Here is a 24465-nt window from a genome sequence, read left to right on the forward strand (position 1 = left end):
CGGGTTGTCAGCGCCCGCGCGGATCGGTGTCCCGATCGACGTCAATCTCTTCCTTGCGCAGGTCCGCGCTCACGGTCTCAGTCTCCTGCACGGTGCGCTTGCCCACTTTCACCTTCTCGGTGGCGACGGTCTCCTTCTGGACGACGGGCCGCTCCTCCTTGAGGGTGACGACCTCCTCCTCGTTGGCGGACTCGTCGATCGACCCGGTGGAGCGCGCATCCGCCGAGTCGGGGTCGATCGCCTCGCGCTCGACGACGAGCTCCTCGCGCCGGACGGGGACCTCGATGTTCTGGCCCTCGGTGCGGACGCGCTTGCGCAGCCGCGCCCGTCCGGCCTCCTGCTGATGCGTGTCGACGCGCAGCCGCTCCTCGTGGGCGACCATCTGGCTGTCGTCCTCGACCCCGTCACCCGCGGCGGTGCGTCCCGCCTGGGCGCGAGAATCGTCGCGGCGTTCGTCCCGACCGGCGGTGTCAGCCGTGGGCGCCGGAGCGGTGCGGTCGGTGGTGCCGCCACCGTTCTGGTAGTAGCGGAACAGTTCCTGCTCCTCCTGGGGCGAGATCTGGCCGTCGGCCTCAACGCTGGGGGCGTCCTTGATGAAGTCCTTCGTGAAGGGCACCACCAGGTCGCCGTCGGCGGGGCGGGCGGCATCGACGGGCACGAAGGTCTCGCGCGTGCCGAAGAGACCCGTGTTGACCGTCACAAACGTCGGTCGCCCGGTTTCGTTATCGACGTAGATCTGTCCGACGGACCCAATCTTCTTGTTCTCGCTGTCGTAGACGGTGGAGTTCTCGAGCGCCTGGAGATCGTTCTTGTCATCGCCCATGTGATATCTCGCTTCCTTGCCCATCACCGCCCTCTGGCCGGACGGTCTGCCTTCCCGAATGCCGGGTCCGGCCACCGTATCGCCGTGAACTTACAATGTAAACACGGCGCGCGGAACCCGGTCGGGGTGTGCCCCGAGCGCGTCGCCAGGAGCCGTCAACGCCTCGGCTGCTCACCCCCTACGTTGTAAGGTTGAACGCGTCATCCCCGGTGGGTTAGGCCGTCCGGGGCTCTCGTCCCCCCGATGTGCGGACGGTTCGTCGTTGCCCGGCGTGATCCTCGGGCGTACGTCCCGGCGATCCGGAACTCATCGTGGAACGGGCGTCCTTGGAGCCGCTCGCCTCGTCCGAGAGAAAGAGAGTCCCCATGAGCCACCCGGAATCCTCATCCCAGCCATCGCCGGCCGAACTCATCAGCCGTCTGTCGGAGCAGACCTCGCGCCTCGTGCGCGATGAGTTCAAGCTCGCGCGCGCCGAGATGACCGCCACGGTTAAGCAGGGCGGGGTCGGCGCCGGGCTCCTCGGCGCCGGCGGCGTCCTCGCCGCCTACGGCTTCGCGGCGCTCATCGCGACCGCCATCATCGCCCTCGCCCTCGTGCTCCCGGCATGGGCGGCAGCACTGATCGTCACGGCCGTCCTGTTCATCGCGGCGGCCATCGCGGCCCTCGTCGGCAAGAAGAAGGTCCAGGACCTTTCTCTCACCCCCGAGCGCACGATCGACAGCGTCCAGGAAGACATCGCCGAAGTGAAAGGACAGACCCACCATGACCATGCCTGATCCCCAGCACCCCGAGCCCGACGGCGACGCTTCGCCCGAGCAGATCGAGGCCGATATCGCCCGTACCCGTGAGGAGCTCGGCGAGACCGTTGAGCAGCTGACCTCGGCCTTTGACGTCAAGGCGCAGGCCAAGCAGCAGGTCGGCCAGGCCACCGAGCGAGCCCGTCAGCAGGTCGACGACGTGAAGGATCGAGCCGCCCAGCAGTTCTCGGCGGCCCGCGACGCGGTCACCGATGACGACGGTCAGCTCAACCGCAACGGCTGGATCGCCGCCTCCGTGGCCGGTGCCGGGGTCGCCCTCGGGATCTACCTGGTTATCCACGCGGCCCGCCGCTGAGGCCACGGGAACCCCGTCGACAACGAAAGGCATCGCATGTCCAAGAATGAGTCCACCAGCACTCCCGCCAAGATCCTCTACCGTCCAATCGGCATGCTCGGCGGCCTCGTGAGCGGAGCGATCGCCGGGATCATCTTCAAGCAGGTATGGAAGCTCGCCACCCCCCAGTCCAGGAGCGACGACGCCCCCAAGGCGTTGGAATCAAATTTCAGCCTCGGTCAGGTACTCCTGGCCGCCGCGCTGCAGGGTGCGATCTTCGCCTTCGTCAAAGCGCTCGTCGACCGCGGAGGTGCCCGCGGGTTCCAGCGCGTGTTCGGAGAATGGCCCGGCAACTGACGACCTGATCCGCGCCCCACGAGGAACGCCCCTGAACCCGGCCGGGCTCAGGGGCGTTCCTCGTTCACTCGCCGTGGTGCGCGAGGGTCACTCGTCCGTGTCGTCCTTCTCCTGGCTGCGGCCCGCGGTCTCCCGCAGACGGCGCGCCCGCTCGACGTCCTCGGCGAACTTCCGCTCGCGCTTGTCGCTGGCCTTGGTGTCGCGGGCCGGCAGCTGGAGTGTCTCCTCGGCTGGCATGCCCGCCTGCAGCTCGCGGCCCCGCTCGACCTCGCTGTCGACCTCCACGCCGAACAGCAGGATCGCGTTGATGATGTAGAGCCAGAGCAGCAGGATGATCACCCCGGCCAGGGCGCCGTACGTCTTGTTGTAGTTGCCGAAGTTGGAGACGTAGAAGAAGAACGCGAGGCTCGCGAGCACAGCGACGATGATCGCGATCAGGGCGCCCAGGCTGATCCAGCGCATCTTCGGCTGGCGGACGTTGGGCGTCGCGTAGTAGAGCAGCGCGACAACGATCACCACGATCGCCGCGAGCACCACCCACTTCCCGACGTTCCACACGGTGATCGCCGTCGAGCCCAGCCCGATCGCGCCGCCGACGGCCTCGGCGACGGGGCCGGACAGCACGACGATCATGAGGCCCACCGCGCCGAGCACGAGCACGAGTGCGGTCAGCAGGTACATCTGCACGGTTAGCTTGATCGCACCGCGCCCCTCGGGGACGTCGTGGATCTGGTTCATCGCGCGCCCGAAGGCCTTGATGTAGCTCGAGGCGGACCAGAGGGCCGCGAGGAGGCCGATGACCAGGCCCAGACCGGGGGCGGGAGCGGTCAGGACGGACTCGAGGGCGGGCCGGACAGTCTGCCACGTGTCGGCCGGGATGATGCCCTCAGCCTGATCGAGGACCGAGTTCACCGATCCACTCTGGCCGAAGAGGCTGAGGATCGAGACGAGCGCCACGAGCGCGGGGAACATCGAGAGCACGGTGCGGTAGGTGAGCCCCGACGCAAGGTCCGTGCACCCGTCGGCCGAGAACTCCCGCACGGTCGTGCGCAGCACGTACTTCCAGGACGGAGCCGTGATCTCCGCCGGACTGTCGGGCTTGCGGTCGTCCTCGGGGTCGGGGGCGTCAGCCGGGTTCTCGTGGTCGTGGGTCGTCTGTGGTGACATCATCCATCCTCTCAATCGCGTCCTTACAGCGTAAGGTTAACGATGTACCGCGAGGTCGGGGTGGCATCGAATCAGCGAGGACTGGACACTGGCTCCATGGACAGCACGGCAGAGAGCACGGAATCCCGCAGGAGCGGTCGGCGGCTCGACCGCGACACGGTCATCAAGGAGGCGCTGCGCGTGGTCGATCGAGAAGGTTCTCGCGCGCTCACGATGCGCGGCCTCGGTCAGGAGCTCGGCGTCGAGGCCATGTCGCTGTACCGCTACGTCACGGGTCGTGAGGATCTTCTCGAGGGCATCGTCGTGTGCTTGCTCGAGGGCGTCACGGCCGAGCTCGCGAACGCGCGCCCGATGAGCTGGCAGCAGTATCTGCAAACCCTCGCGCACATCGTGCGTGATCTAGCTCTCGAGCACCCGCTCGCCTTCCCGCTCGTCGCGACCCGGCATCCTGCCGCCCCGTGGCTGCGGCCGCCGCTGCGCAGCCTCGAGGTGGTCGAGGACTTCCTCACGACGCTCGGCGAGTTCGGCTTCAGCGACGAGCAGAAGGTCGGCGCGTATCGCTCCTTCACGAGCTTCCTGCTGGGCCAGCTGCTTCTCGAGGCGGCCGCGCGCGGCGACGGGGTCTCGCCGCCGGAGGAACCGCTCGACGAGGGGGACGCGGACGTGCCCAACCGGGACGGGCGCATCCAGCTCTCCCCGGGCAGCGAGGTGCTGCGACTGCGCCCGATGCTGAGCGAGAACCACGGCGCCGAGGAGTTCGAGTCGTCGCTCGAGTCACTGCTCGACCGTATCGAGCTCGAGGTCTCCCAGTAGGTGGGTCGTGCGTCGATCCCTCCGAAGCTCCACGAGCCGACCATCGCCTACGTTGCCCGTCGGACCGCCGAGGGCAAGAGCAAACGCGACATCATCCGCTGCCTGAAGCGCTACGTCATTCGCGAGGTCTACCACCTCATCAAGGTCAACCCCCGCACCGGCGAAATCGCGAGTTGACAACTATAGGAGCGTCAATGCTGCGTGTTAGTTCGGGGTCGACGGGACGCCCTGGTTTCGTCTGCGGCGATAGCTCCGAGCTCATGACTCTTATCATACCAGAACGAAACGGAGTCGTTTCTTAATAGTGGCATGACGGCCACTCGACAGTCCATGAGGCCACAGAGAGAACTGCCCCGCAAACCGATCACCTTATGGAACACCAGCCGCCGCGGGTAGCGCCCGCACGCAGCAGAGGATGCCGCCATGGAGCGTCGGGAGAACCCCGCCATCTATCGGCGAAAGTCACATAGGGTTTAGGTGTGAATGGACATACCGGGCAGATCGTCGGCTACGTCAGGGTCTCAGCCACTGACCAGAACCCGGCGCGACAGCTGGAGGCCATCGGCACCGTCGACCGGCTCTTCTGCGAGAAGATCTCGGCCAGGACCACCGACCGGCCCCAGCTCCAGGCCATGCTCGCCTACGTGCGCTCCGGTGATGTGGTGAAAGTGAAGTCTCCCGACCGGCTCGCCCGCTCCACCACCGACCTCCTGGCCCTGGTGAACCAACTCAGGGACAAGGACGTCCAAATCCAGTTCGTCGACCAGCCGGCCCTGAACACCGACTCCCCCCAAGGCGAGTTCATGCTCACCATCCTGGGTGCGGTGGCCCAACTGGAGCGGGCCACCATCAGGGAACGCCAGGCCGAGGGCATTGCCCTGGCGAAAGCCCGAGGGGTCTACGACCGGGCCCCGAAACTGTCGGCCGACCAGATTGAGCTGGCCCGCCGGCGCATCGCCGACGGGGTGACCAAGTCCAGGGTCGCCCGGGATCTCGGAGTGTCCCGGCAGACCCTGTACACGGCTCTAGCAGGCCAGGGCCGCTACCACCACTGACCCCTGAGTTCACGAGGGCGTGTCTCAGCATCGCGGTGAGACTCGCAGCAGTCCGGATGGGTGAGGTCGACGAAGTCACCGCATCGGGTGCCCATGGACTCACAACGGCGTGATACCGCGACCCACTACGACAAGCTCACTATCGCCTACCGTGCCAGGGTCACACTCTGCGCGATTCTCTCCTGTGCTGGCCTCTCACACGGGCGCATGCTGATGATCGATACTGTGAGACATGCCCATCGCGACGTACGACACCGTGCTGATCAATGGCAGCGTGGGCACAGGTAAGACGACAACTGCTGAGGCTCTCGGCGACGAAGTGAAGCAGCGCGGAATCCCCGGAGCAGTGATCGACGTCGACTGGTTGCGCCGATCGTGGCCCTCACCAGCCGGCGACCCATTCCGGACCGCACTGGCGCTGGAGAACATGCAGGCGATCACCGCGAACTTCCGCCGCGCCGGTGCTCGGCTGATCGTGGTCGCAACCGTCGTCGAGACCGTTGAGCAACTGGAACGAACTGCCTGTGCGTTGGCCTCGAGAAGGATGCTGCACGTCCGCCTGACAGCATCATCAGATGCGGTGCTCTCGCGGCTGACCAGAAGGCATCACGACGACGAGGCGGCACTGCGCTGGCACGCACAACGACACCCCGAACTGGCGAACATCCTTGATCAAGCAGGCTTCACCGACGATCTGCAGATCGACACGACCGACAAGTCGGTCGCGAACGTCACACACGAGATCATCACCGCCATCATCACATGAGCCTCACCATCAGACCCGACCAACGCATCCGCCACACGGAAGACATACTCCAGCTGCTGTCGCGGTCCACCACGATGGCGTCCCTCTCGATTTAGCAGATCGCGCCGCCAGATCCTGGGGCCGGAGGAAGCAGTAGCCTTCGCTCGTGAAGGACTGGCGTTCCGACAGAATCGCCGCAGCACTGCGCGGCGACAACCCCATGGTGATCGCCCACCTGAGCGCATCATTCGCTGTCCTCGGGGACGTGCAGTTCCTCCCGGGCTACTGTGTCGCGCTGACTGACCGGCCCGGTGTCCAGACCCTCACCGACCTGCCACGCGCCGACCGTCTGGGCTTCCTGTCAGACATGGAGATGCTCGGGGAGGCAGTCGAACGAGTGTGCAGCGCACGGGATCCCGCCTTCCGGCGCGTGAACCTGGAGATCCTGGGCAACACAGATGCGATGCTCCATGCCCACGTGTGGCCCCGCTACGACTGGGAACCTCCCAACCTGGTTGGAATGCCCGTCTGGCTCTACCGGCTCATCGCATTTGAGGGTGTAGCAGGGGTCTGAAGCCGCCTGATTCGAGGAGGCTGCGGGCGATGTAGTTGGTGAGGTTACGGAAACCGAGGGCGGAGCCGCGGAGGTGCTCGAGCCGTCCGTTGATCGCTTCGGTGGGGCCGTTGCTGGTGCCGGGTCGGTCGAAGAACGCAAACACGTCCGTGGAGCGCTGGGTCAGGGTCCGGCCGAGCTTTCCCAGTTCCTCGAGGGTGTCGGGGACCTTCTTGCTCAGTGCCGCGATCACCTTCTCCATCTTGGCCTTGGCCTTGGCGCGGTCAGGTTCTCGATAGGCGGCCACCATGGCCTGGTAGACCTCCCAAGTCGCCTCAACCGCGGCGTGCTTCTCGTGGGCGAACAGCATGCTGAGCCGCTCCCGTTGCCGGTCGGTCAGCAGGCTCATCCCGGTGTGGAGGGTGCGGCGCGCCTTGTAGAGCGGGTCGTCCTTGCGGCCTCTGCGCATGTGGAGCTGCTACTGGACGCGTCGCCGGCAGTCGTCCAGGGCGTCGCCGGCCAGGCGGACGACGTGGAAGGGGTCCATGACCGCGACTGCGCCGGGCAGAGAAGGGTACGAGGGCTACTGGGACGAGTTCTTCGCCGCGAAAGACGTGTTCTACGGGCACATGCTGAACTTCAAAGGCCTCGAGCGGCCCGTGGTGGTGCTCGCGATCAACGGTTTCGACGCGGCCGGCTGCCCGGTCGGGGTGACGGTAGGCGGAGATCATGCGCTGGTAGATCCCCCAGGTGCACTCGACTTGCACGTGCCGGTCCCCAGCGAAGAGCTTGTCAAGGCGCTCGTGCTGGCGGTCGGTGAGCAGGTCAGCCCCGGTGTGCAGGGTCCGCCGCGCGGTGTAGAGCGGGTCGCCTTTGCGTCCGCGGTGTCCGTGCAGTTCCTGCTGGACTCGGCGGCGGCACTCATCGAGAGCGTCCCCGGCCAACCGGATGACGTGGAAGGGATCCATAACCGTGACGGCGTCCGGCAGCTCCTCGGTGGTGGCGGTCTTGAAGCCCGCGAACCCATCCATGGCCACGACCTCGATCCCATCGCGCCAAGCCTGGTCCCGCTCGGCCAGCCAGTCCTTGAACGCCTTCTTCGACCGACCTTCGACCACGTCCAGCAGGCGTGAGGGCCCGGTGCCGTCCCGGGCCGGGGTGAGGTCGATGATCACGGTGACGTACTTGTCACCGCGCCGGGTGTGCCGCCACACGTGCTCATCGACCCCGACGACCTTGACACCGTCCAGGCGGGTCGGGTCCTCGATGAGCAGACGCCGGCCCTCAGCCAGGACCGCGTCGTTGGCGGTGTTCCACGCCACGCCCAGTCCTTCGGCAACTCGGGCCATCGACAGGTGGCCGACGACGATCCCGACCAGACCCCACCGCAGGCCGGCGCGGGAGATCTTGGCCCGCGGCGGCGCCGCAGCGGTGGTGTCCTGACGCCACACGTGCGAGCACTCCTTGCAGCGGTAGCGGCGCACGGTGAGCACCAGCGTGGTAGGGCGCCACCCGAACGGCTCGTGCGCCAACTCCCTGCTCACCGTGTCACGGGGCACGCCCTGGCAGCCGCACCGCCTGCACCAGTCGTCCGGCTCCACGACCCGGCACGCCAGCACGGACCGGTCAGGCTCGAGCAGCTGGCCGGTGACCTCCAGACCGAGGCCGTCGAGGCGGGTGAAGGTAGTCAGGTCAGGGCACGTGAAGGTAGCGTCAGGCACGTCGAGGTCTTCCGGACGGGTTGTGTGAGAACTCCCATCATCGGAAGACCTCGACCCTCACCCCGACACCGACGCGCCACCCCAGGTCGCACCACAGCTACACCCTCATCTGTGAAGAGCCGGCAAACGTCCCGTTCGCGTGTCGTACCTCTGATTCAGGATTCAGTCAGAGTCGCTGGAGGCGTCTCCGTCGCCACGATCGGCGCCGTCCGGTCTGCCGGTGCGCAGGTCGCCGTCGTCGGCAGCGCGATCTACTCCGCCGAGGACCCGGCGTCGGCCGCCGCTGTGCGTCAGGAGGTCACCGCCTGAGTAATCTTCCGACTCGTGAAGCGGCGGAGCCCGGTCCTCGCGGGAACCGGTCTCCGCCAGCGTTCCGGGGACTACGGCTTGAGCACCACCTTGATGCAGCCGTCCTCCTTCTTCTGGAACTTCTCGTACATCTCCGGCGCCTCGTCCAGGGACGCGGTGTGTGTCTTGAGGTCCAGGACGCCGAGCGGGTCTGAAGGGTCATCGACCAGCGGCAAGAGGTCATCGGTCCACCGCTTCACGTTGCATTGGCCCATGCGCAGCTGGATCTGCTTATCGAACATCGTGAGCATCGGCAGGGGGTCCTTCATGCCGCCGTAAACCCCGCTGATCGAGATCGTCCCGCCTCGCCGGACAGCCTCGATCGCGGTGTACAGCGCATCGAGCCGGTCCACCCCGGCCGTCTCCATCGCCTCGCGTCCCAGCGCGGAGGGCAGTAGCCCTACCGCCTGGTGGACCGCCCCGGCCACCGGGGAGCCGTGGGCCTCCATCCCGACCGCGTCCACCACCGCGTCCGGGCCGCGCCCGTCGGTGAGGTCTTTCAGCTGCTCCGCCACCTCGCCGGACGAGTCCAGCGTCTCGATGCCGTGGCGCTCGGCCATGGCACGCCGCTCGGCGACCGGGTCCACCGCGAGTACCCGGTAGCCCAGGTGGCGGCCGATCCGGGCGGACATCTGGCCGATCGGGCCCAGGCCCAGCACGGCCAGGGAACCGCCCTGAGGGGGCGCGGCGTACTGTACGGCCTGCCAAGCGGTGGGCACCACGTCGGAGAGGTACAGGTAGCGTTCGTCCTCACCGGTGTTGGGGACCTTGATGGGTCCGTAGTCCGCGTGCGGGACGCGCAGGTACTCGGCCTGCCCGCCGGGCACTGAACCGTAGAGGCGGGAGTATCCCAGGAAGACTGCACCGCTGTTGTACTCCCGGACCTGGGTGGTCTCGCACTGGGACTGCAGGCCCTGCCTACACATGAAGCAGTGGCCGCAGGAGACGTTGAAGGGAATCACCACGCGGTCCCCGGCCTTGATCTGGGTGACGGCGGAGCCGACCTCCTCCACGATCCCCATGGGCTCGTGGCCGATGATGTCGCCCTTGTCCATGAACGGGGTGAGCACCTCGTACAAGTGAAGGTCCGACCCGCAGATGGCGGTCGAGGTGATCCGTACAATCGCGTCCGTGGGCTCCTGGATCCGGGGATCCGGAACCTCCTCAACGCTCACCGAGCGCTTTCCCTGCCATGTCAGAGCCTTCATCTGTCCTCCTTCTCAGGGCCGCCGCCGCGGCCGGAATGACGACCTGCTGATCTGTTGCGTAGGCCGACCCTACTACTGCTGCCTGCAGGCCCGATGAGGTCCTCGTTCCCTGTTCTCTTCCCTCTCCGGGAGACCGGTCCTTGGTGGGATGGACGATCGTCCGGAAGACGGCGAACGGCTCCAGCGCCCTGTGGCGTCAGAACGTTTTGTCGTAGCGGTAGAGGAACGCGGCCGTCGCGTCGCGCTCGACCGACTGCAGGGGACGGTAGGTGCCGTCGGCCCAGCCGGTGGAGATGCCGGTGCTCTTCATCCACGCCATCTCTTTGGCGAACAGCTGGCTGCGGTTGACGTCCCGGAACGGGTTCGAGGACGGCGCAGAGTAGGCGAGCTTGCCGGCGTACCGGTACAGGAACGCTGCCATCGCATCGCGATTGATGGGCTGCGTGGGCCGGAACGTGCGGTCGGGTCACCCGGTCGTGATGCCGCGTTGCTTTGCCCAGATGATGGCCTTGTAGTGCTGGTCGCGCGGGCTCACGCCCTTGAACGGCGACGCCGCGGGCAAGCGCACGGCGGGGGAGCCCGCCATGCGGTAGAGGAACGCGGCCATGGCGTCGCGGTTCACGGGCTGGAGGGGGCGGTAGGTGACGAAGTATCGATCGTTCTCCATTCGTTCGGACGCTCTACTTCCCCAGCACCCGCTCCAGCACCACGCCCCGACCGCGTCCCAGATCTCGCCCTGATCGCCGACCATCACCAGCATTGATCGCGCCCTGGACAGCCCCACGTACGCAGCTGCGGGGCCCGCTCGGCCGCGCCGAAGCCGTTGATCGCGAGCACCACCACGGGCCGCTCGAGGCCTTTGAAGTTCAGCATGTGCCCGTAGAACACGTCTTTCGCGGCGAAGAACTCGTCCCAGTAGCCCTCGTACCCTTCTCTGCCCGGCGCAGTCGCGGTCATGGACCCCTTCCACGTCGTCCGCCTGGCCGGCGACGCCCTGGACGACTGCCGGCGACGCGTCCAGTAGCAGCTCCACAAGCGCAGAGGCCGCAAGGACGACCCGCTCTACAAGGCGCGCCGCACCCTCCACACCGGGATGAGCCTGCTGACCGACCGGCAACGGGAGCGGCTCAGCATGCTGTTCGCCCACGAGAAGCACGCCGCGGTTGAGGCGACTTGGGAGGTCTACCAGGCCATGGTGGCCGCCTATCGAGAACCTGACCGCGCCAAGGCCAAGGCCAAGATGGAGAAGGTGATCGCGGCACTGAGCAAGAAGGTCCCCGACACCCTCGAGGAACTGGGAAAGCTCGGCCGGACCCTGACCCAGCGCTCCACGGACGTGTTTGCGTTCTTCGACCGACCCGGCACCAGCAACGGCCCCACCGAAGCGATCAACGGACGGCTCGAGCACCTCCGCGGCTCCGCCCTCGGTTTCCGTAACCTCACCAACTACATCGCCCGCAGCCTCCTCGAATCAGGCGGCTTCAGACCCCTGCTACACCCTCAAATGCGATGAGCCGGATACCCGCGGTGATTTCCGTCAAGAGCGACTCAGATGAGCAGTCCACTCCGTTTACCGCCGTGACTGGAACCTATTTTGTCGACAGCGGAGAGGCAGGCAAACCCCTCACTACATTCGATGTTGTTCTACGCGTCCGACGCGTCCTCGTGCGCGAGACGGGTGAATGGCGCCCGGTAAGCGACATCGACTGCAATCTCAACGAGGACCTGCGGTGGGTACAACAGGCAGTCAAAAACCAAGTTTCAAAGATCCGGCAGATCGATTACGCGGACGCTGTCTTTAGTCTCGTGAAAACGCTCGCGGAGTACAGTCGCGGTTGCGCCCAGATCTTTCGACAGAAACGCTATGGCATCGAAAGTAGCCTCGCAGCGGAGTTTAAAGAGCCGACTTCCGCCAACTCGACATCAGCGTTAATTACGTGTCTCATAGATCTAAACATCGCAGTTAGCCAAACACGCGACCTTACGTTGGATTCCCGCCGCGAAGGATTTAACGCATGGAAGATCGATAGTAACCTCTATCATTTCTATCGCCGCCATCGCGATCCATCTATTGTTTACAACAAAAAAGAACTCGCACCTCCAGACCCCAGCCTCATGCAACTATATGACTCGGCGATCCGACACATGGAGGGCCTAGAGAATCTCTGCACGGAAGAAATCGCGGCGGTCGAGGCTACACTGAGTACAGCCGCGACCGTTGCTGTGAATAACGAAGCACAAACTCAAAGCACCTTTAACACCGTGTTGTCCGTCGCAGCGATCATTTTAGGTATCCCAGTACTCTTCCTAGCCTTGTATTCGGCGGGCAACATTGTGCCGCTGAGAACATCACAACAACTCGTTGCGTTCTCACCCGTCGGGATCTCGATTGTGCTTGCCGGCATAATTCTGGTCTGGAAGCGAAAGTTCATTTCGAAAACTCTGCTGGCCCTCGCATCGCTCGTCATCCTCGGGTTGGCCGTAGCGATGCTCATCTTCGCGATCATTGCCCCGGCCGCTCCGTAGCTGTTCCAGGCCACCTACCCCTTTGCCGCCCGCTCGGCCACCGTGAGGTCGAGCGGGAAGTCCACCGGCGCCTGGCCGAACATGACCCGCCCCGCACTCGCGGCGGCCTCGCGGATGGCCTGTGCCGCGACCTCGGCCTGTTCCAGCGGGGCGTGGACGATCACCTCGTCGTGGAGGAAGAACACCAGATGGGCGCGCCGCTCGAACACCGGTCCCGAGGCGCGGGCCGGCTCACCGCCTGTCGCGGGAAGCTGGGCGAGGCGCAGCCGCAGGTCGGCAAGCCACGCCAGCGCCCATTCGGCGGCGGTGCCCTGGACGACGAAGTTGCGTGTGAAGCGACCCCAGTCGCCGGCGGCCCGCCGGGCGCGGTTCTCATCCTGGGGACTCGCGTCGAACCTGTTCCCGCGCGCCTGCGCTTCACGCCACCGTTCGTCGGGCTCCGGTGAGGTGCGGCCCAGCCAGGTGGACACGCGCCCGCCCCTGCGGCCCACCTCGGCGGCGGAGTCGACGAGCGCCATGGCCGCGGGGAAGCTTGTCCGCAGGCGCGGCACCAGCCGTCCGCTCTCCCCCGTCGTCGAGCCGTACATGGCTCCCAGGACCGCGATCTTCGCCTCCTGGCGCGTGCCGACGATGCCCTCCTCCACGAGGCCGGAGTAGAGATCGCGGCCCCGCCCGGCCTCGGCCATGGCGCGGTCCCCGGACATGGCGGTGAGCGCCCGGGGCTCGAGCTGTGCGACATCTGCGGAGATGAGCGTCCAACCGGGATCCGCGCGCAGGGCCGGGCGCAGCTGGCGCGGGATCTGCAGCGCCCCGCCGCCGCTGGCCGCCCAGCGCCCGGTCACGACCCCGCCGGGCACGTAGACAGGGCGGTAGCGGCCATCGCGCACCCACTCGTCCAGCCAGTTCCAGCCGTTCGCGGCGAGCAGCCGCGCCTGCTTCTTGTAGCGCAGCAGCGGTTCGACAGCCGAGTGGTCGTGCTCGCGCAGCTCCCACTTGGAGGTGGAGGCCACGTTGATCCCGGCGTTGCGCAGGGCTTGGAGCAGCCGCGGTGGTGAGTCGAGGTTGGCGCGCGGATCGCCCAGCGCCGCCCGCACCTCCTGGGCGACCTCGAGCATCTTGGCGGGCTTGGCGCCCTCCATGGGCCTCGGCCCCAGGTGCTCCGCGAGGATCCGGTCGTGTTCGGCCACGTCCCACGGCACCCCGGCGGCCTGCATCTCCGCGGCCACAAGCCCGCCGGCGGATTCGGCGGCAAGCAGCAGGCGCAGACGGGCCGGCTGGGCAGAGGCCGCGATGGCCCGCTCCTGTCGCCGGTATTCGGCGAGCGCGGAGTCGATGTCGTGGGGCACCTGCTTGGTGCGCGCCCGGCGCCGCTCGGAGCCGAACTCCTCGACGTCGAACAGCGCCTCGCCGCGCAGATCCTCCACCTCGGTCAGCGGGGGTGCGGCCCACTCCTGCGCAGCGGCGAGCGCCCGGCCCTCCGGGGCGCCGGCGAGCGCCTGCGCACCCGCGAGGATCGCATGCGCCAGGCGCAGGTCCCGCGAGCGCTCGATGGTCACCCCGGCGGCCAGCAGCGGCGGATACCACAGGGGCGTATCGCTGAAGGCAAAGCGCGTCGGGCGCCCTGCGCGGGCGCGCACAAAGCCGGGCAGCTCACTGGCATCGAATTCGCGGCGCGCGCTCGGCTCACCGGCGCCGTCCAGTTCCACCGCCACGACGCCGCGAGCGGAGTGGGGAGCTGGGAGGCCGGATGCCGTGTCCTCTGGTCGGGTGCCCAGCAGCCACACGGATGCGCCGGCTTCGGCCTCTGAGCTCATGGGGCCACGCTACTGCCCCGCGCGGGAGCGGCACGTGCGGGCGGTCCACTCGGGCCCGCGGGCTATGCGGGTTTGCGCGCCACCAGGGCGACGCCGCACAGGCTATGGCGATGAGCGCGGAACACCGCGCGCATGCCCAGGACGCGGCGCCGCGCCTGAGCGTCGCGCAGCATGTTGCCGATGATGCGCAGGGTGGCGCGCACGCCCTCGTCGGCGAGATTGCGCCGCAGCTGGAGGAGGGCCATGGGCGCGGTGTCGGTCCACTCCACCACGAGTCCGGCGTCCTCGAGCAGTGCGCTCCACTCCGCCACGGTGAGGGGGCGGGCGTTGACCTTGATCGCGCGGGCCAGCTGCCGGCGCAGGGCCGTCTTGGTCTCGTCATCGAGGCCGTCTGGGCGCAGCCCGAGCTCGTGGATGGCATAGCGGCCTCCGGGGCGAAGCAGCCGGGCCGCCTCCGCGATCATGGCAGTCTTCGCGGCATCCGTGTGCATCGTGAGGATCGCCTCGCCCACGACGGCATCGGCGCAGGCGTCGGGCAGTCCCGTTTTCGCGGCATCGGCGACGACGATCCGCGCCCGGGGGCCCACCGCGATCTCCGCCTGCACCGCGGCGTCCGGGTCCTTCTCCACTCCTGTGTACGACGCGGGTGCGGCCGCCAGGATCTCCACGGCCGTGCGCCCCAGCCCCGGTGCGAGTTCGACGACATCCGCCCCGCGCAGCTGCGCATGGGCGAGCAGCGCGCGGGTCAGCCCGAGACCGCCGGGCCGCAGCACGCGCTTTCCCAGCCGCGCCAGGAGCCAGTGACCGGGGGCGTCCTCCGCTCGGCGGCCGGCGCAGGGGATCGGGGCCTGCGCGTTCATTTCCGCCTCCCTGTGGCTACGACGCGCCGCCGGCTGAGCACTGGACGGCGCTGCCTCAAGCCAACCACTGCTCGGTCGGCCGCGGAAGGGCGCCCGCGCGAACCGAGATGCGGGGTCTCAGCGCTGCGGCCGATGAGCCGAGCGACACCGGCGAGCGCACTCCGACCCCGCTGACCCCGCCCCTACCGCGGCATATTGGCGAACCGCGAGCGCGCACCCTGGAAGGCCACCGTGATGTCGCCGGTCGGCCCGTTGCGGTGCTTGGCGACCATGATGACGGCCTCACCGGCGTGCGGGGACTCCTTGTCGTACATGTCGTCGCGGTGGATGAGGAGCACCATGTCCGCGTCCTGCTCGATCGAACCGGATTCGCGCAGGTCGGAGATCATGGGGCGCTTGTCCGTGCGCTGCTCGGAGGACCGGTTGAGCTGGGAGAGCGCGATGACGGGCACCTCGAGCTCCTTGGCCAGCAGCTTGAGCGAGCGGGAGAACTCGGAGACCTCCTGCTGACGGGACTCGACGCGCTTGCCGGAGCTCATGAGCTGCAGGTAGTCGATGACGACCATCTTCAGATCGTGCTGCTGCTTGAGCCGCCGGCACTTCGCGCGGATCTCCGTGAGCGCCATGTTGGGCGAGTCGTCGATGAAGAACGGCGCGTCGTTGATGTTGCCCGTCACGGACGCCAGCGTCGTCCAGTCCGACTGTGCGAGCTCACCGCGGCGCAGCGACTGCAGCGGGATCCCCGACTCCGCGCTCAGCAGGCGCATCGTCAGCTCCTGGCGGCCCATCTCCAGGGAGAACACGACCGTGGCCTGGCTGTGGTGGATGGCCGCCGAGCGCGCCATGTCGAGTGCCAGCGTCGACTTGCCCACGCCGGGGCGGGCGGCGATGACGATCATCTGCCCTGGATGCAGGCCGTTGGTGAGCTCGTCGAACTCGTAGAAGCCCGTGGGCACGCCCACGGTGTCGTCCCCGTGCGAGGCGGTCCGGTCGATCTCCTCCATGACCGGGTTGATCATCTCGGACAGGCGCACGTAGTCCTCGGACGCGTTGCGCTCGGTGACCTGGTAGACCTCGGACTGCGCCCGGTTGACGAGGTCGTCGGTGTCGCCCTCCGCGTCGTAGCCCATCTGCACGATGCGCGTGCCGGCCTCGACGAGCCGGCGCAGCAGCGCCTGCTCGCGCACGATGTTGGCGTAGAAGCCCGCGTTCGCGGCCGTGGGGACCGACGCGATGAGCGTGTGCAGATAGGCTGCGCCGCCCACGCGGGCCAGGCCACCGGTCTTCGACAGGGAATTCGCGACGGTCACGGCGTCCGCGGGCTCACCGCGGGCGTAAAGATCGAGGATCGCGTCGTAGATCGTCTCGTGGGCGGGCTTGTAGAAGTCGTCCGCGCGCAGGTTCTCCACGACGTCGGCGATCGCGTCCTTCGACAGCATCATGCCGCCCAGCACGCTCGACTCGGCCTCGAGATCCTGCGGGGGCGTGCGCAGGCCCGCCTCCGCCCGCTGCCAGTTGTCCGTCTCGCTCATCGTCTCCGTCCCATCGCACTCGCCTCTCCCGCGCCCGCGGCGCCGGCCAGCACCGCGCGCCCGCGCACCTCGCCCCCGGGGAGAGCACGCCTAAGACTACCGTCCGGCACGGACCCGGCGACGCCGCTCGCGGCGCCACCGGGCCCTGCGCCGGTCACTCCCAGCGCGCGGCCTGCGGATCCACGCCGTGGGCGCGCGCGTTGGCGTCGATGACCTCCTTGAGCCAGGCGGTCAGCCCCGCCCCGAGCCGGTCGTAGTACTCGACGTAGCGCGGGTCCTGCACGTAGCCGGTGGCGATGAGCACCTGCTTCTGGTGCGTCATGTCGAACCACTGCCCGATCTGGGCGAAGTGCCGTTCGGCCAGCGCATTCGCGGCCGGTGAGCCCGGCGCCGTCCCTGCGGCGAACGCCGCGGCGAGGTCTTCCTCGAAGGACTCCGCCTCGGCGCGCACGCGCTCCCAGTCCGCGGCGCTCAGCTGCGCCTTCACCCGCTCCGACTGCTCCCACTCCGGCGTATCGCCCCAGCGCTCCTGCGCCTCCTGGGCGTAGCGGTCGTCCCACTGGCTGCCGAACGCCTCCGCCTGCTCCTGCGGTGTGAGCCTCTCATCCATCCTGTGGACCTCCATCATCCGATCGACTGCGGAGACCATCTCCTGCAGGCGGTCGATGCGAGCGGCGAGCAGCTCCCGCTGTCGGACCAGGTGGCCAGCGACGTCCACGTCCGGGTCGTCGAGCACCCGGGCGATCTCGTCCAGGCGCATGCCGAGCTCGCGGTAGACGAGCACCCGCTGCAGCCGGGCGATGTCGCAGCCCGCATACAGCCGGTAGCCCGCCCAGGTCCGCGCGCTCGGGCTCACCAGCCCGATCTCGTCCCAGTGGTGCAGCGCCCGCACGCTCACGCCCACGGCGCGCGCGGTGGCGCCCACCGTGAGCCCCTCGTCCGGCTCGGCTGCGCTGCTCATCCGCTCATCATCTCCCACACCCCGCAGGCTGGTCCCTCACGTCGCGTCAGGGTCAAGGCGGCGCTTCGCCCAGCAGACGGGCCGCCCCCGCGCCCGAGGTGCGGGCCCGGGCGAATCCGGAACCGCACCTCGGGCGCGGGGCGGCACACCTGCACGGCCAGCGGCCGGCGCGCGGCGGGCCTCAGCCCTGGGAGAGCGTGACCCTGCGCACGAGCGGGTTCGTCACCAGCAGCCCCGCGCGGACGATGAGCGCACCCACGACGATGGACCCGAGGAGCACGAGGAACGTCGCCGGCTTCATGACGAGGGCCATCCCGGCGAACGGCAGCACGAGGAACAGGCCCAGCCCGCCGGCGAACGCGGAGACCCACACGACCGGCATCATGACGGCGCTGACGTTGATCCGGCGCACCGTCTCCTCCGCCATCCCCGCGGCGTGCAGCTCCCGGTAGGTGGCGGCGCGGTCGTAGATGTCCGCGGCCTGGTTGATGACGGCCGAGGCCGCGATGAAGAGGAACGCGATGCCCAGGGTCAGGAGGACTCCGGTGAGGATGTCGTCCATGAGGTAGCGCTCGGGTCCGGTCAGCCCCTCGCTGCCGGCCGCGCCGATGAGGGCGACCCCGGTGCCGGCGAACGTCGCGGTGAACGCCGTCAGCGCGAGCCCGGAGACCCGCCGCCAGTACTGCTTGGGCGAGGCGCTCACGAGCCGCGCGGCGATGAGCTGGTGGGCCGAGCGCGCGCGGCGCCCGCGGGCCCAGGCGACGAGGCGGACGAACAGCACGCCCAGCACGTCGACGAGCAGCATGCCCAGCAGGATCATCGCGAACAGGCCCGCGCAGATCACCGCCACGGTGGTCCCCGCCTTGCTGACGAACACGGCGATCCCGCAGGCGGGCACGAGCAGCGCGCCCGCGATGATCCGCCCCACTGGGAAGCGGGCCTCCAGGGACTTCGTGCGCACGCCCAAAGGCGAGATTGCGATGCGGCGCAGGCCCACGAGCGCGCTGCAGGCGCTCACCAGGAGCAGCCCCGCCGCGGCGAGCAGCAGCACCCACCAGGGCAGCATCATCGCGTCATAGCCCAGGCCGTGGCCCTGGAACGGGATCCGGCTCAGCGGCAGCGCCAGCACCAGGTAACCCGCGATACCGGCCAGCGTGCCCAGGGCCGCCATGAGCAGCGGCTCGGCGAGCGAGACGAGCGTGACGGTGGTGCGCGAGGCCCCCAGCAGCGACAGCGTGGACAGCCGCTCGTCCTCCCGGCGGGCGGACAGCGTGGCCGCGGACTGCCCCAGCGTGACGGCGGGCACCACGAGCAGTGCGGTCGCAATGGCGGCGAGCCCCTTGTAGAGCACGTCGAGGCTGTCATCCAGCGGCGGCCACTGGAGGAAGGCCCACAGCCCGCCGGCCACCGTGAGGAAGAGCGCCGAGCAGGCGGCGAAGGCCGCGACCATGAGCATGCCGGGCACGCTCGCGATGCTCCGCCAGCCCACGAGCAGCGGCACCAGCCGCCGCGCGGTGGCAAGCGAGCCGCGCGCGCCGAACGCGGCAGGCCGGGCGGCGGCCGAGGGCGCGTCCGGGCGGGGTGCGTCGGCCGGACCGCCGGTGGGCGCGGGGCCCGTGCCCTCGGCGTCCCGCTCCGCACCCGCGGTGAAGCCGGCTGCCCGGTCGGCAGCGGCCCGGTCGACTGCGGTGTGGGCGCTCATCGTGCGCCCCCCTGCCACGCGCTTGCCTGCGCGGCCGGCGCCCCGGCAGGTGGGAATCCGGTCTGCGCCCCGGCGGGTGCGAACCCGGCCTGCGGGGCAGGGTGGGCCGTCGTGCCGTGGGCGGTGTCGGAGACGATCCTGCCATCGGAGAGGCGCACGGTGCGCGAGCACGCGGCTGCCACCTGCTCGTCGTGGGTGACGAGGATGAGGGTGCGCCCGCGCCCGGCCGTGGTGCGCAGCAGCAGCGCGAGCACCTCGGCGGAGGTGGTGGAGTCCAGGGCCCCGGTGGGCTCATCGGCGAAGACGATCCCGGGCTCAGTGATCTGGGCGCGCGCGATCGCCACGCGCTGCGCCTGGCCCCCGGAGAGCTGGCCGATCCGCTTGGCCGCGTGCTCGGCGAGGCCCAGCCTGCCCAGCCAGTCGCGGGCGAGCGCCGCGGCGCCGGCCCGGGGCATGCCCTTCATCATCGCCGCGATCGCCACGTTGTCCTCCGCGCTGAGCTCGGGCAGCAGCAGCCCCTCCTGGAAGACGAAGCCGAAGGCCTCCCGGCGCAGGCGGGTGCGCTGGGCCTCCGACGTTGCGCTCAGCTCGACCTGGGGTGTGTGCTCGGAGGCGGCGATGCGCACCTGCCCCCGGTCCGGGAGGACCATCCCGGCCAGGACGTGCAGGAGGGTGGTCTTGCCCGAGCCCGACGGGCCCATGATGGCCACGGACTCGCCCGCGCGCACCGCGAGGTCGACTCCGGCGAGCGCCTGGGTGGGCCCATAGGCCTTCCCCAGGCCCTGGGCGGTGATGAGGGGCGGGCCGCCCACGAGCGCGGTGGGCGATGAGTGGGGACGGTGGGCGGGAGCCGGCGGGGCGTCCCATAGCTTCTGCGTGTTCATGGCTCCACTCTCGCCCGCAGGCGGGGCGGGCCGCCATGGAGCAATCCGCCCGCCCGGGGGTGGAAAACCCGAAGGCGGGTCCGGGGGCTCAGCCGAGCATCTTCACGATCCCGGGCACGCTGAGCACCGCGACGTAGTAGCCCATGAACAGCACGCCCGCGTGCAGCTTGAGCGCGCGGATGAGCGCACCGCTGACCACGCCGATCGTCAGGGTCACCACGAGACCCATGATGCCGCCCTCCCAGAGGCTCACGACGATGACGAGCGCCGTGAACGCGGCGATGATCGCCTCGTGGCTGACGTGGCGGACCACGAAGCGGGCCGCCGTGTGGGAGAACCGCATGACGAAGGGGTAGGCGATGAGCGCGGAGACGGCGACGGAGAGCAGTCCGAAGACCAGGAACTCCGGCTGGCTGAGGAACGACGAGAGGTTCGTGTGCGCCCCTGTGCTGGCATCGGTGGAGAACACCGGCGGCGCGTTGAACAGCGGGGCGGCCGGGCCCGCCGCCACGGGGCTGAGCGGCAGGCCGAACGCGATGAGCGGGATGAGCGCCTCGGCGATGTACGTCGACTCGGTGGTGCCGTTCTTGGCGGTGAGCACCGTGGTCAGGCGCTCGTAGCCCTGCTTGATGCGCCCGCGCACCAGCTCGCCCATGAGGACCGTCATCGCGACGGGCGAGAAGACGAACGTGGCGCTGGAGACCACGGAGGTGCCCGCCACCGCGCCCACCTGGCGGCGGTCGAGCAGCGCGAACGGGCTCGAGGCCCAGCGGCGGCGCCGACCGCCCTGGGCCACCGCGGCCTTCACCGGCGGGGCGAGGAAGACCGCGGAGGGCTCGGCACGCCGCATGGCCGTCCGGTTGGCCGGGACGAGGACGCGCAGCAGGTCGAAGATCATGGGCCCGATCGCGATGCCCAGGAAGTAGCTGGTGGCGAGCTTGACCCCGGAGCCGGCGGTCCACGCCTGCAGCCCCAGGACCAGCGCGGTGAACGGGATGAGCGCGAGCACGCCGGCAAACTTCGCCTTCGACGCGTACGCGATCCCCGCCGCGGCGAGGAGGAAGATCCACGGCGCCCACGTCTCGATGAGCGTGCCGAACGGGGAGAGGATCCAGGCGAAGAGCACGGCGGCGGGCACCGCGATGACGGCGGAGACGAGCGCGCCGGCGACCGCCTTGCGCAGCGCCAGGTGCGGGACGCCCAGCGCGCGCAGCTGGTCCGCCTCCTCCAGCAGCGGCACGGCCGTCGTGTCACCGGGGATGCCCAGGAGCATTGTGGGGATCGCGTGCGTCATGTGCTTCGAGATCGCGCCGGCGAGGAAGAACGTGAACACGCCGGCCGGGGGCACGCCCAGCAGGATGACGGCCAGGGTGAGCGGGGCGATCGTCGCCGTCTCATCCGTGCCGGAGACCACGCCGATGAGGGTGAACACGAGGGAGCCGATGACCGCCATGAGCACGGCGATCGGGATGTTGGCGACGAGTTCAGCCATGCTCGCGCTCCGTCCGCTGGGCCTCTTCGAAGACGGGGGTGAGACCGGCCTCGTCCAGTTCGCGGCGCGACAGCGGCGAGGCCTGCTCGAGCGTGCCGAGGCCCTGGGGCGAGGCCGCCATCTCCTGCACGACGGCGGCGCTGCGGGCGGCGCCCGTGGCGTCCTGGGTCACCGTGCGGGCCGGGCGGAAGAGCATCCCGGTCACGATGCCAGCGGCGACGCTGCCGAGGATCCCGGTGATGAGCGACCACACGTGGACGAGCTTGGCGTCGGCGAGCAGCGCGGTGAACACCGCCTGGCCGCCGTAGAGCCCCGCGAGCGCGCCGAGCACGGCGATTCCCACGCCGATGAGCAGGCGGCGGCCCACCACGGTGTCGCCCCAGACGAAGAGGTACTCGCCCGCGGGCTCGGGCTGCGCCTGCGGCGCCGGGTCAGATCGCATCGTGGCGGTCCCTTTCGCTGCGCGCCCCATTGTGCGCGGTTCGTCGTGGTGCGGCGGCTCAGGCGCGGTCGAGGGCGCGCTTGACCGCCGAGGTGGTGCTGCGGCCCAGCGCGCGGTCGACGGCATCCGTCGCCGCGGCGAGGGCGCGCAGGTCGATTCCGGTCTCGAAGCCCATGCCGTGCAGCATCCACAGCAGGTCCTCGGTGGCGAGGTTGCCGGTGGCACCGGGCGCGAACGGGCAGCGCCCCAGGCCGCCCGCCGAGGAGTCGAACTGCCGGATCCCGGCGCGCAGTGCCACGTCAACACACGATAGCGCCTGACCGTAGGTGTCGTGGAGGTGCAGGGCGAGCGAATCGGGTGCGAATCCCGCACCGTGCAGCCGGCCGAGGATGTCCTCGACCTGGCCCGCATGGGCCACGCCGATCGTGTCGCTGATGACGACCGTCTGGCAGCCGGCGGCGCGGAGCGCCTCGGCGGCGCGCACCACCGCGTCCGGGTCCACCGCGCCCTCCCACGGATCCCCGAAGCACATGGACAGGTAGCCGCGCACGGCGGAGCCGGCGGCCACAGCGTCCCGCGCCACCCTGCCGGCCGTCGCGATGCTCGCGTCGCGGTCCGTGCCCAGGTTCGCGCGCGCGAATGCCTCCGTGGCGCTGGCGAAGACGGCGACCGAGGCGGCGCCGGCGGTCAGGGCCCGCTCGAGCCCGCGGGGGTTGGGCACGAGCGAGACGAGCTCGGCGCCGGCCTGCCCTGCCAGGCCGGCGAGCACCTCCTCGGCATCGGCCATCTGCGGCACGCGGCCCGGGTGGACGAACGAGGCGGCCTCGAGCGAGCGCACGCCGGCGGCGAGCAGCCGCCGGCAGAAGTCGATCTTCAGCTGTGCGCTCAGCGGCGCGTCCTCGGCCTGCAGGCCGTCGCGCGGGCCCACCTCGTGGACGCGGACAGCGCGCTCGGCACCCGCCGCGGCACTGACCGCCCGCGCCGGCGCGGTCCAGGTGCGGGCCCCCGAATCGCCCGCCATCAGCGCCGCAGCTCCGCGAGGACCTGCTCGGCCCGGTCCGCGCGCACGGTGCCCGAGGCGACGAGGCGCCGGGCGACCTCGGTGATCTCCTCGCCCTGGGCGCCGGCGGAGACGGCGACCGTGCGCGCGTGCAGGGTCATGTGCCCGCGCTGGATGCCCTCCGTGGCCAGGGCGCGGACGGCGGCGACGTTCTGCGCCAGCCCCACCGCGGTGATGACGCGGGCCAGCCGGTCGGCGCTGTCGGTGCCGATGATCGCGACATCGGCGCGCGCCACGGGGTTGGAGCGGGTCGCCCCGCCCACGAGGCCCACGGGCATGGGCACCTCTATGCTGGCCTCGAGGTCGCCGGCGGCGTTCGCCTCGAAGCGGCTGAGCGCACTGTACGACCCGGAGCGCGCCGCGTACGCGTGGCAGCCGGCCTCGACGGCGCGGGTGTCGTTGCCGGTGGCGAGCACGACGGCGGAGATCCCGTTCATGATCCCCTTGTTGTGCGTGGCGGCGCGGTAGGGGTCAGCCTCCGCCAGCGCCGCGGCATCGAGGATGTTCTCGACGACCGCCGCCCCGCCCAGCTGCGCGGCGGAGAACACGGCGCGGGCGCGCACGATCCGCCGATCGGCGTAGTTGCTGAGGATGCGCATGAGGGCGCGGCCACCGGCCAGCTGCGCGATGCGGTCGGAGAGGCTCTCGGCGATCGAGTTCACCGCATTGGCGCCCATGGCGTCGCGGACGTCCACGATGAGGTGGACGACCACCTGGGGGCCGCGGCGCGTGTGCACGACGCGCGCCTCGATATCGCGGCAGCCGCCGCCCAGCGAGACGAGCATGGGGTCCACCGCGTCCGCGGCCTCCCGCAGCTCGGCGCAGGCCTCGAGCACCCGGGCCGCCGCCGCATGGGGGTCCGCGGCGCCGATGATCTGCACCTGGGCGATCATGACGGGCCCGGTGGAGCTCGTGGAGAACCCACCGCACTCGCGGGCGAGGCGCGCGGCGTTCGCGGCCGCCGCCACGACCGACGGCTCCTCCGTGGCCATCGGGACGAGGACGGCCTCGCCGTCGACGATGAAGTTCGGCGCGAGGCCCACCGGGACGCCCATGACGCCGATGACGTTCTCGACGAGCACGTCGGCGTCCGCGGTGGACAGCCCCTCCCGGGGGTCGAGCGCCCGCAGTGCGTCCGGGTCGATCCCGGTGCGCTCGGCGGTGCCGCGCAGGCGCTCCTGCGGAGCGATGTCCTTGAGTCCCGACCAGCGTGAGTCCATGGCGTTCTCCTTCGCCTCGTTGCGATTGCGGTGACGGCCCCGGGGCGAGCCCGCCGACGCTCCCAGGCTAGGGTGCGGCGGGCCGGGCGG

The 24465-nt window shown here is 69.6% G+C and carries 22 protein-coding genes and 5 pseudogenes; 10 read left to right on the forward strand and 17 right to left on the reverse strand.

What is annotated here, in order from left to right; genetic code table 11:
- Window positions 1–7: 7 nt before the first annotated feature.
- Window positions 8–823, reverse strand: a complete 816-nt coding sequence (locus BRM1_RS09540) for a PRC and DUF2382 domain-containing protein (protein WP_268525484.1) — start codon at window positions 821–823, stop codon at window positions 8–10.
- A 365-nt stretch (window positions 824–1188) separates the two neighbouring features.
- Here BRM1_RS09540 and BRM1_RS09545 point away from each other — a divergent pair, with 365 nt between their 5' ends.
- From BRM1_RS09545 to BRM1_RS09555, 3 genes are read left to right on the forward strand one after another with little or no spacing between them, the layout of a single operon-like run.
- Window positions 1189–1599 (forward strand): phage holin family protein, encoded by a 411-nt coding sequence (locus BRM1_RS09545; protein ID WP_268525486.1) that lies wholly within the window; start codon window positions 1189–1191, stop codon window positions 1597–1599.
- Window positions 1586–1936, forward strand: a complete 351-nt coding sequence (locus BRM1_RS09550) for a DUF3618 domain-containing protein (RefSeq protein WP_268525487.1) — start codon at window positions 1586–1588, stop codon at window positions 1934–1936. Before BRM1_RS09545 ends, BRM1_RS09550 begins: the two co-directional genes overlap by 14 nt.
- Window positions 1937–1972: 36 nt before the next feature.
- Window positions 1973–2272, forward strand: coding sequence for a DUF4235 domain-containing protein (locus BRM1_RS09555; RefSeq protein ID WP_268525488.1), 300 nt, complete (start codon window positions 1973–1975; stop codon window positions 2270–2272).
- A gap of 87 nt (window positions 2273–2359) precedes the next feature.
- Here BRM1_RS09555 and BRM1_RS09560 read toward each other — a convergent pair whose 3' ends face one another.
- Complete coding sequence (locus tag BRM1_RS09560) at window positions 2360–3439, reverse strand: YihY/virulence factor BrkB family protein (RefSeq protein WP_268525489.1); 1080 nt, start codon at window positions 3437–3439, stop codon at window positions 2360–2362.
- A gap of 96 nt (window positions 3440–3535) precedes the next feature.
- On the opposite strand from BRM1_RS09560, the gene BRM1_RS09565 reads away from it, so the two are divergent.
- From BRM1_RS09565 to BRM1_RS09585, 5 genes and pseudogenes are all read left to right on the forward strand, one after another.
- On the forward strand, window positions 3536–4252 hold the full coding sequence (locus tag BRM1_RS09565; RefSeq protein ID WP_268525491.1) for a TetR/AcrR family transcriptional regulator C-terminal domain-containing protein: 717 nt from the start codon (window positions 3536–3538) through the stop codon (window positions 4250–4252).
- A gap of 39 nt (window positions 4253–4291) precedes the next feature.
- Window positions 4292–4429: pseudogene (locus BRM1_RS09570) on the forward strand (IS110 family transposase); the annotation flags it as partial.
- Between the two features lie 302 nt (window positions 4430–4731).
- Window positions 4732–5307, forward strand: coding sequence for a recombinase family protein (locus BRM1_RS09575; protein WP_160954361.1), 576 nt, complete (start codon window positions 4732–4734; stop codon window positions 5305–5307).
- A gap of 232 nt (window positions 5308–5539) precedes the next feature.
- Complete coding sequence (locus BRM1_RS09580) at window positions 5540–6073, forward strand: ATP-binding protein (RefSeq protein WP_160954362.1); 534 nt, start codon at window positions 5540–5542, stop codon at window positions 6071–6073.
- Window positions 6074–6218: 145 nt separating this feature from the next.
- The gene (locus BRM1_RS09585) at window positions 6219–6626 is read left to right on the forward strand and encodes an HIT family protein (protein WP_268525494.1); all 408 of its coding nucleotides are present in this window, start codon (window positions 6219–6221) and stop codon (window positions 6624–6626) included.
- On the opposite strand, the pseudogene BRM1_RS09590 reads toward BRM1_RS09585, so the two are convergent.
- The 5 genes and pseudogenes from BRM1_RS09590 to BRM1_RS09615 form a co-directional block, all read right to left on the reverse strand.
- Window positions 6595–7173 (reverse strand): annotated as a pseudogene (locus BRM1_RS09590) (ISL3 family transposase); the annotation flags it as partial. The gene BRM1_RS09585 and the pseudogene BRM1_RS09590 sit on opposite strands and share 32 nt — an antisense overlap.
- 121 nt (window positions 7174–7294) lie before the next feature.
- Window positions 7295–8326: pseudogene (locus BRM1_RS09595) on the reverse strand (ISL3 family transposase); the annotation flags it as partial.
- 380 nt (window positions 8327–8706) lie between these two features.
- Window positions 8707–9882, reverse strand: a complete 1176-nt coding sequence (locus tag BRM1_RS09600; RefSeq protein ID WP_073557437.1) for a zinc-dependent alcohol dehydrogenase — start codon at window positions 9880–9882, stop codon at window positions 8707–8709.
- 196 nt (window positions 9883–10078) lie between these two features.
- Window positions 10079–10525, reverse strand: a pseudogene (locus BRM1_RS14060) (S-layer homology domain-containing protein); the annotation flags it as partial.
- A 107-nt stretch (window positions 10526–10632) separates the two neighbouring features.
- Complete coding sequence (locus BRM1_RS09615; protein ID WP_268525502.1) at window positions 10633–10839, reverse strand: hypothetical protein; 207 nt, start codon at window positions 10837–10839, stop codon at window positions 10633–10635.
- Here BRM1_RS09615 and BRM1_RS09620 point away from each other — a divergent pair.
- A pseudogene (locus BRM1_RS09620) lies at window positions 10817–11395 on the forward strand (transposase); the annotation flags it as partial. The gene BRM1_RS09615 and the pseudogene BRM1_RS09620 sit on opposite strands and share 23 nt — an antisense overlap.
- On the forward strand, window positions 11392–12408 hold the full coding sequence (locus BRM1_RS09625) for a hypothetical protein (protein WP_268525503.1): 1017 nt from the start codon (window positions 11392–11394) through the stop codon (window positions 12406–12408). The pseudogene BRM1_RS09620 and the gene BRM1_RS09625, both read left to right, overlap by 4 nt.
- A 14-nt stretch (window positions 12409–12422) precedes the next feature.
- On the opposite strand, the gene BRM1_RS09630 is transcribed toward BRM1_RS09625, so the two are convergent.
- From BRM1_RS09630 to BRM1_RS09675, 10 genes are all read right to left on the reverse strand, one after another.
- Window positions 12423–14222 carry a bifunctional 3'-5' exonuclease/DNA polymerase gene (locus BRM1_RS09630; RefSeq protein ID WP_160954113.1) on the reverse strand — a complete coding sequence of 600 codons (1800 nt, stop codon included), beginning with the start codon at window positions 14220–14222 and terminating at the stop codon, window positions 12423–12425.
- Window positions 14223–14284: 62 nt separating this feature from the next.
- A complete protein-coding gene (locus tag BRM1_RS09635) occupies window positions 14285–15082 on the reverse strand; it encodes a class I SAM-dependent methyltransferase (RefSeq protein WP_268525505.1) in 798 nt (265 codons plus the stop codon).
- A 182-nt stretch (window positions 15083–15264) separates the two neighbouring features.
- Window positions 15265–16614: a replicative DNA helicase gene (gene dnaB / locus BRM1_RS09640; RefSeq protein ID WP_160954111.1), complete on the reverse strand. Its 1350-nt coding sequence runs from the start codon at window positions 16612–16614 to the stop codon at window positions 15265–15267.
- A 154-nt stretch (window positions 16615–16768) separates the two neighbouring features.
- On the reverse strand, window positions 16769–17575 hold the full coding sequence (locus BRM1_RS09645; RefSeq protein WP_268525506.1) for a MerR family transcriptional regulator: 807 nt from the start codon (window positions 17573–17575) through the stop codon (window positions 16769–16771).
- A 181-nt stretch (window positions 17576–17756) separates the two neighbouring features.
- Complete coding sequence (locus BRM1_RS09650) at window positions 17757–19277, reverse strand: FtsX-like permease family protein (RefSeq protein ID WP_268525508.1); 1521 nt, start codon at window positions 19275–19277, stop codon at window positions 17757–17759.
- Window positions 19274–20161: an ABC transporter ATP-binding protein gene (locus BRM1_RS09655; RefSeq protein WP_326956779.1), complete on the reverse strand. Its 888-nt coding sequence runs from the start codon at window positions 20159–20161 to the stop codon at window positions 19274–19276. Before BRM1_RS09655 ends, BRM1_RS09650 begins: the two co-directional genes overlap by 4 nt.
- Before the next feature lie 88 nt (window positions 20162–20249).
- Window positions 20250–21653, reverse strand: a complete 1404-nt coding sequence (locus tag BRM1_RS09660; protein WP_160954108.1) for a tripartite tricarboxylate transporter permease — start codon at window positions 21651–21653, stop codon at window positions 20250–20252.
- On the reverse strand, window positions 21646–22095 hold the full coding sequence (locus BRM1_RS09665) for a hypothetical protein (protein ID WP_160954107.1): 450 nt from the start codon (window positions 22093–22095) through the stop codon (window positions 21646–21648). Before BRM1_RS09665 ends, BRM1_RS09660 begins: the two co-directional genes overlap by 8 nt.
- A 58-nt stretch (window positions 22096–22153) precedes the next feature.
- Window positions 22154–23116 (reverse strand): hydroxymethylglutaryl-CoA lyase, encoded by a 963-nt coding sequence (locus BRM1_RS09670; protein ID WP_160954106.1) that lies wholly within the window; start codon window positions 23114–23116, stop codon window positions 22154–22156.
- Window positions 23116–24375, reverse strand: coding sequence for a hydroxymethylglutaryl-CoA reductase, degradative (locus tag BRM1_RS09675; protein WP_160954105.1), 1260 nt, complete (start codon window positions 24373–24375; stop codon window positions 23116–23118). The genes BRM1_RS09670 and BRM1_RS09675 overlap by 1 nt, the downstream gene beginning before the upstream one ends.
- Window positions 24376–24465: the final 90 nt, after the last annotated feature.

The sequence above is a fragment of the Brevibacterium sp. BRM-1 genome (assembly GCF_026802075.1).
In the GTDB taxonomy this organism is placed as follows: Bacteria; Actinomycetota; Actinomycetes; order Actinomycetales; family Brevibacteriaceae; genus Brevibacterium; species Brevibacterium rongguiense.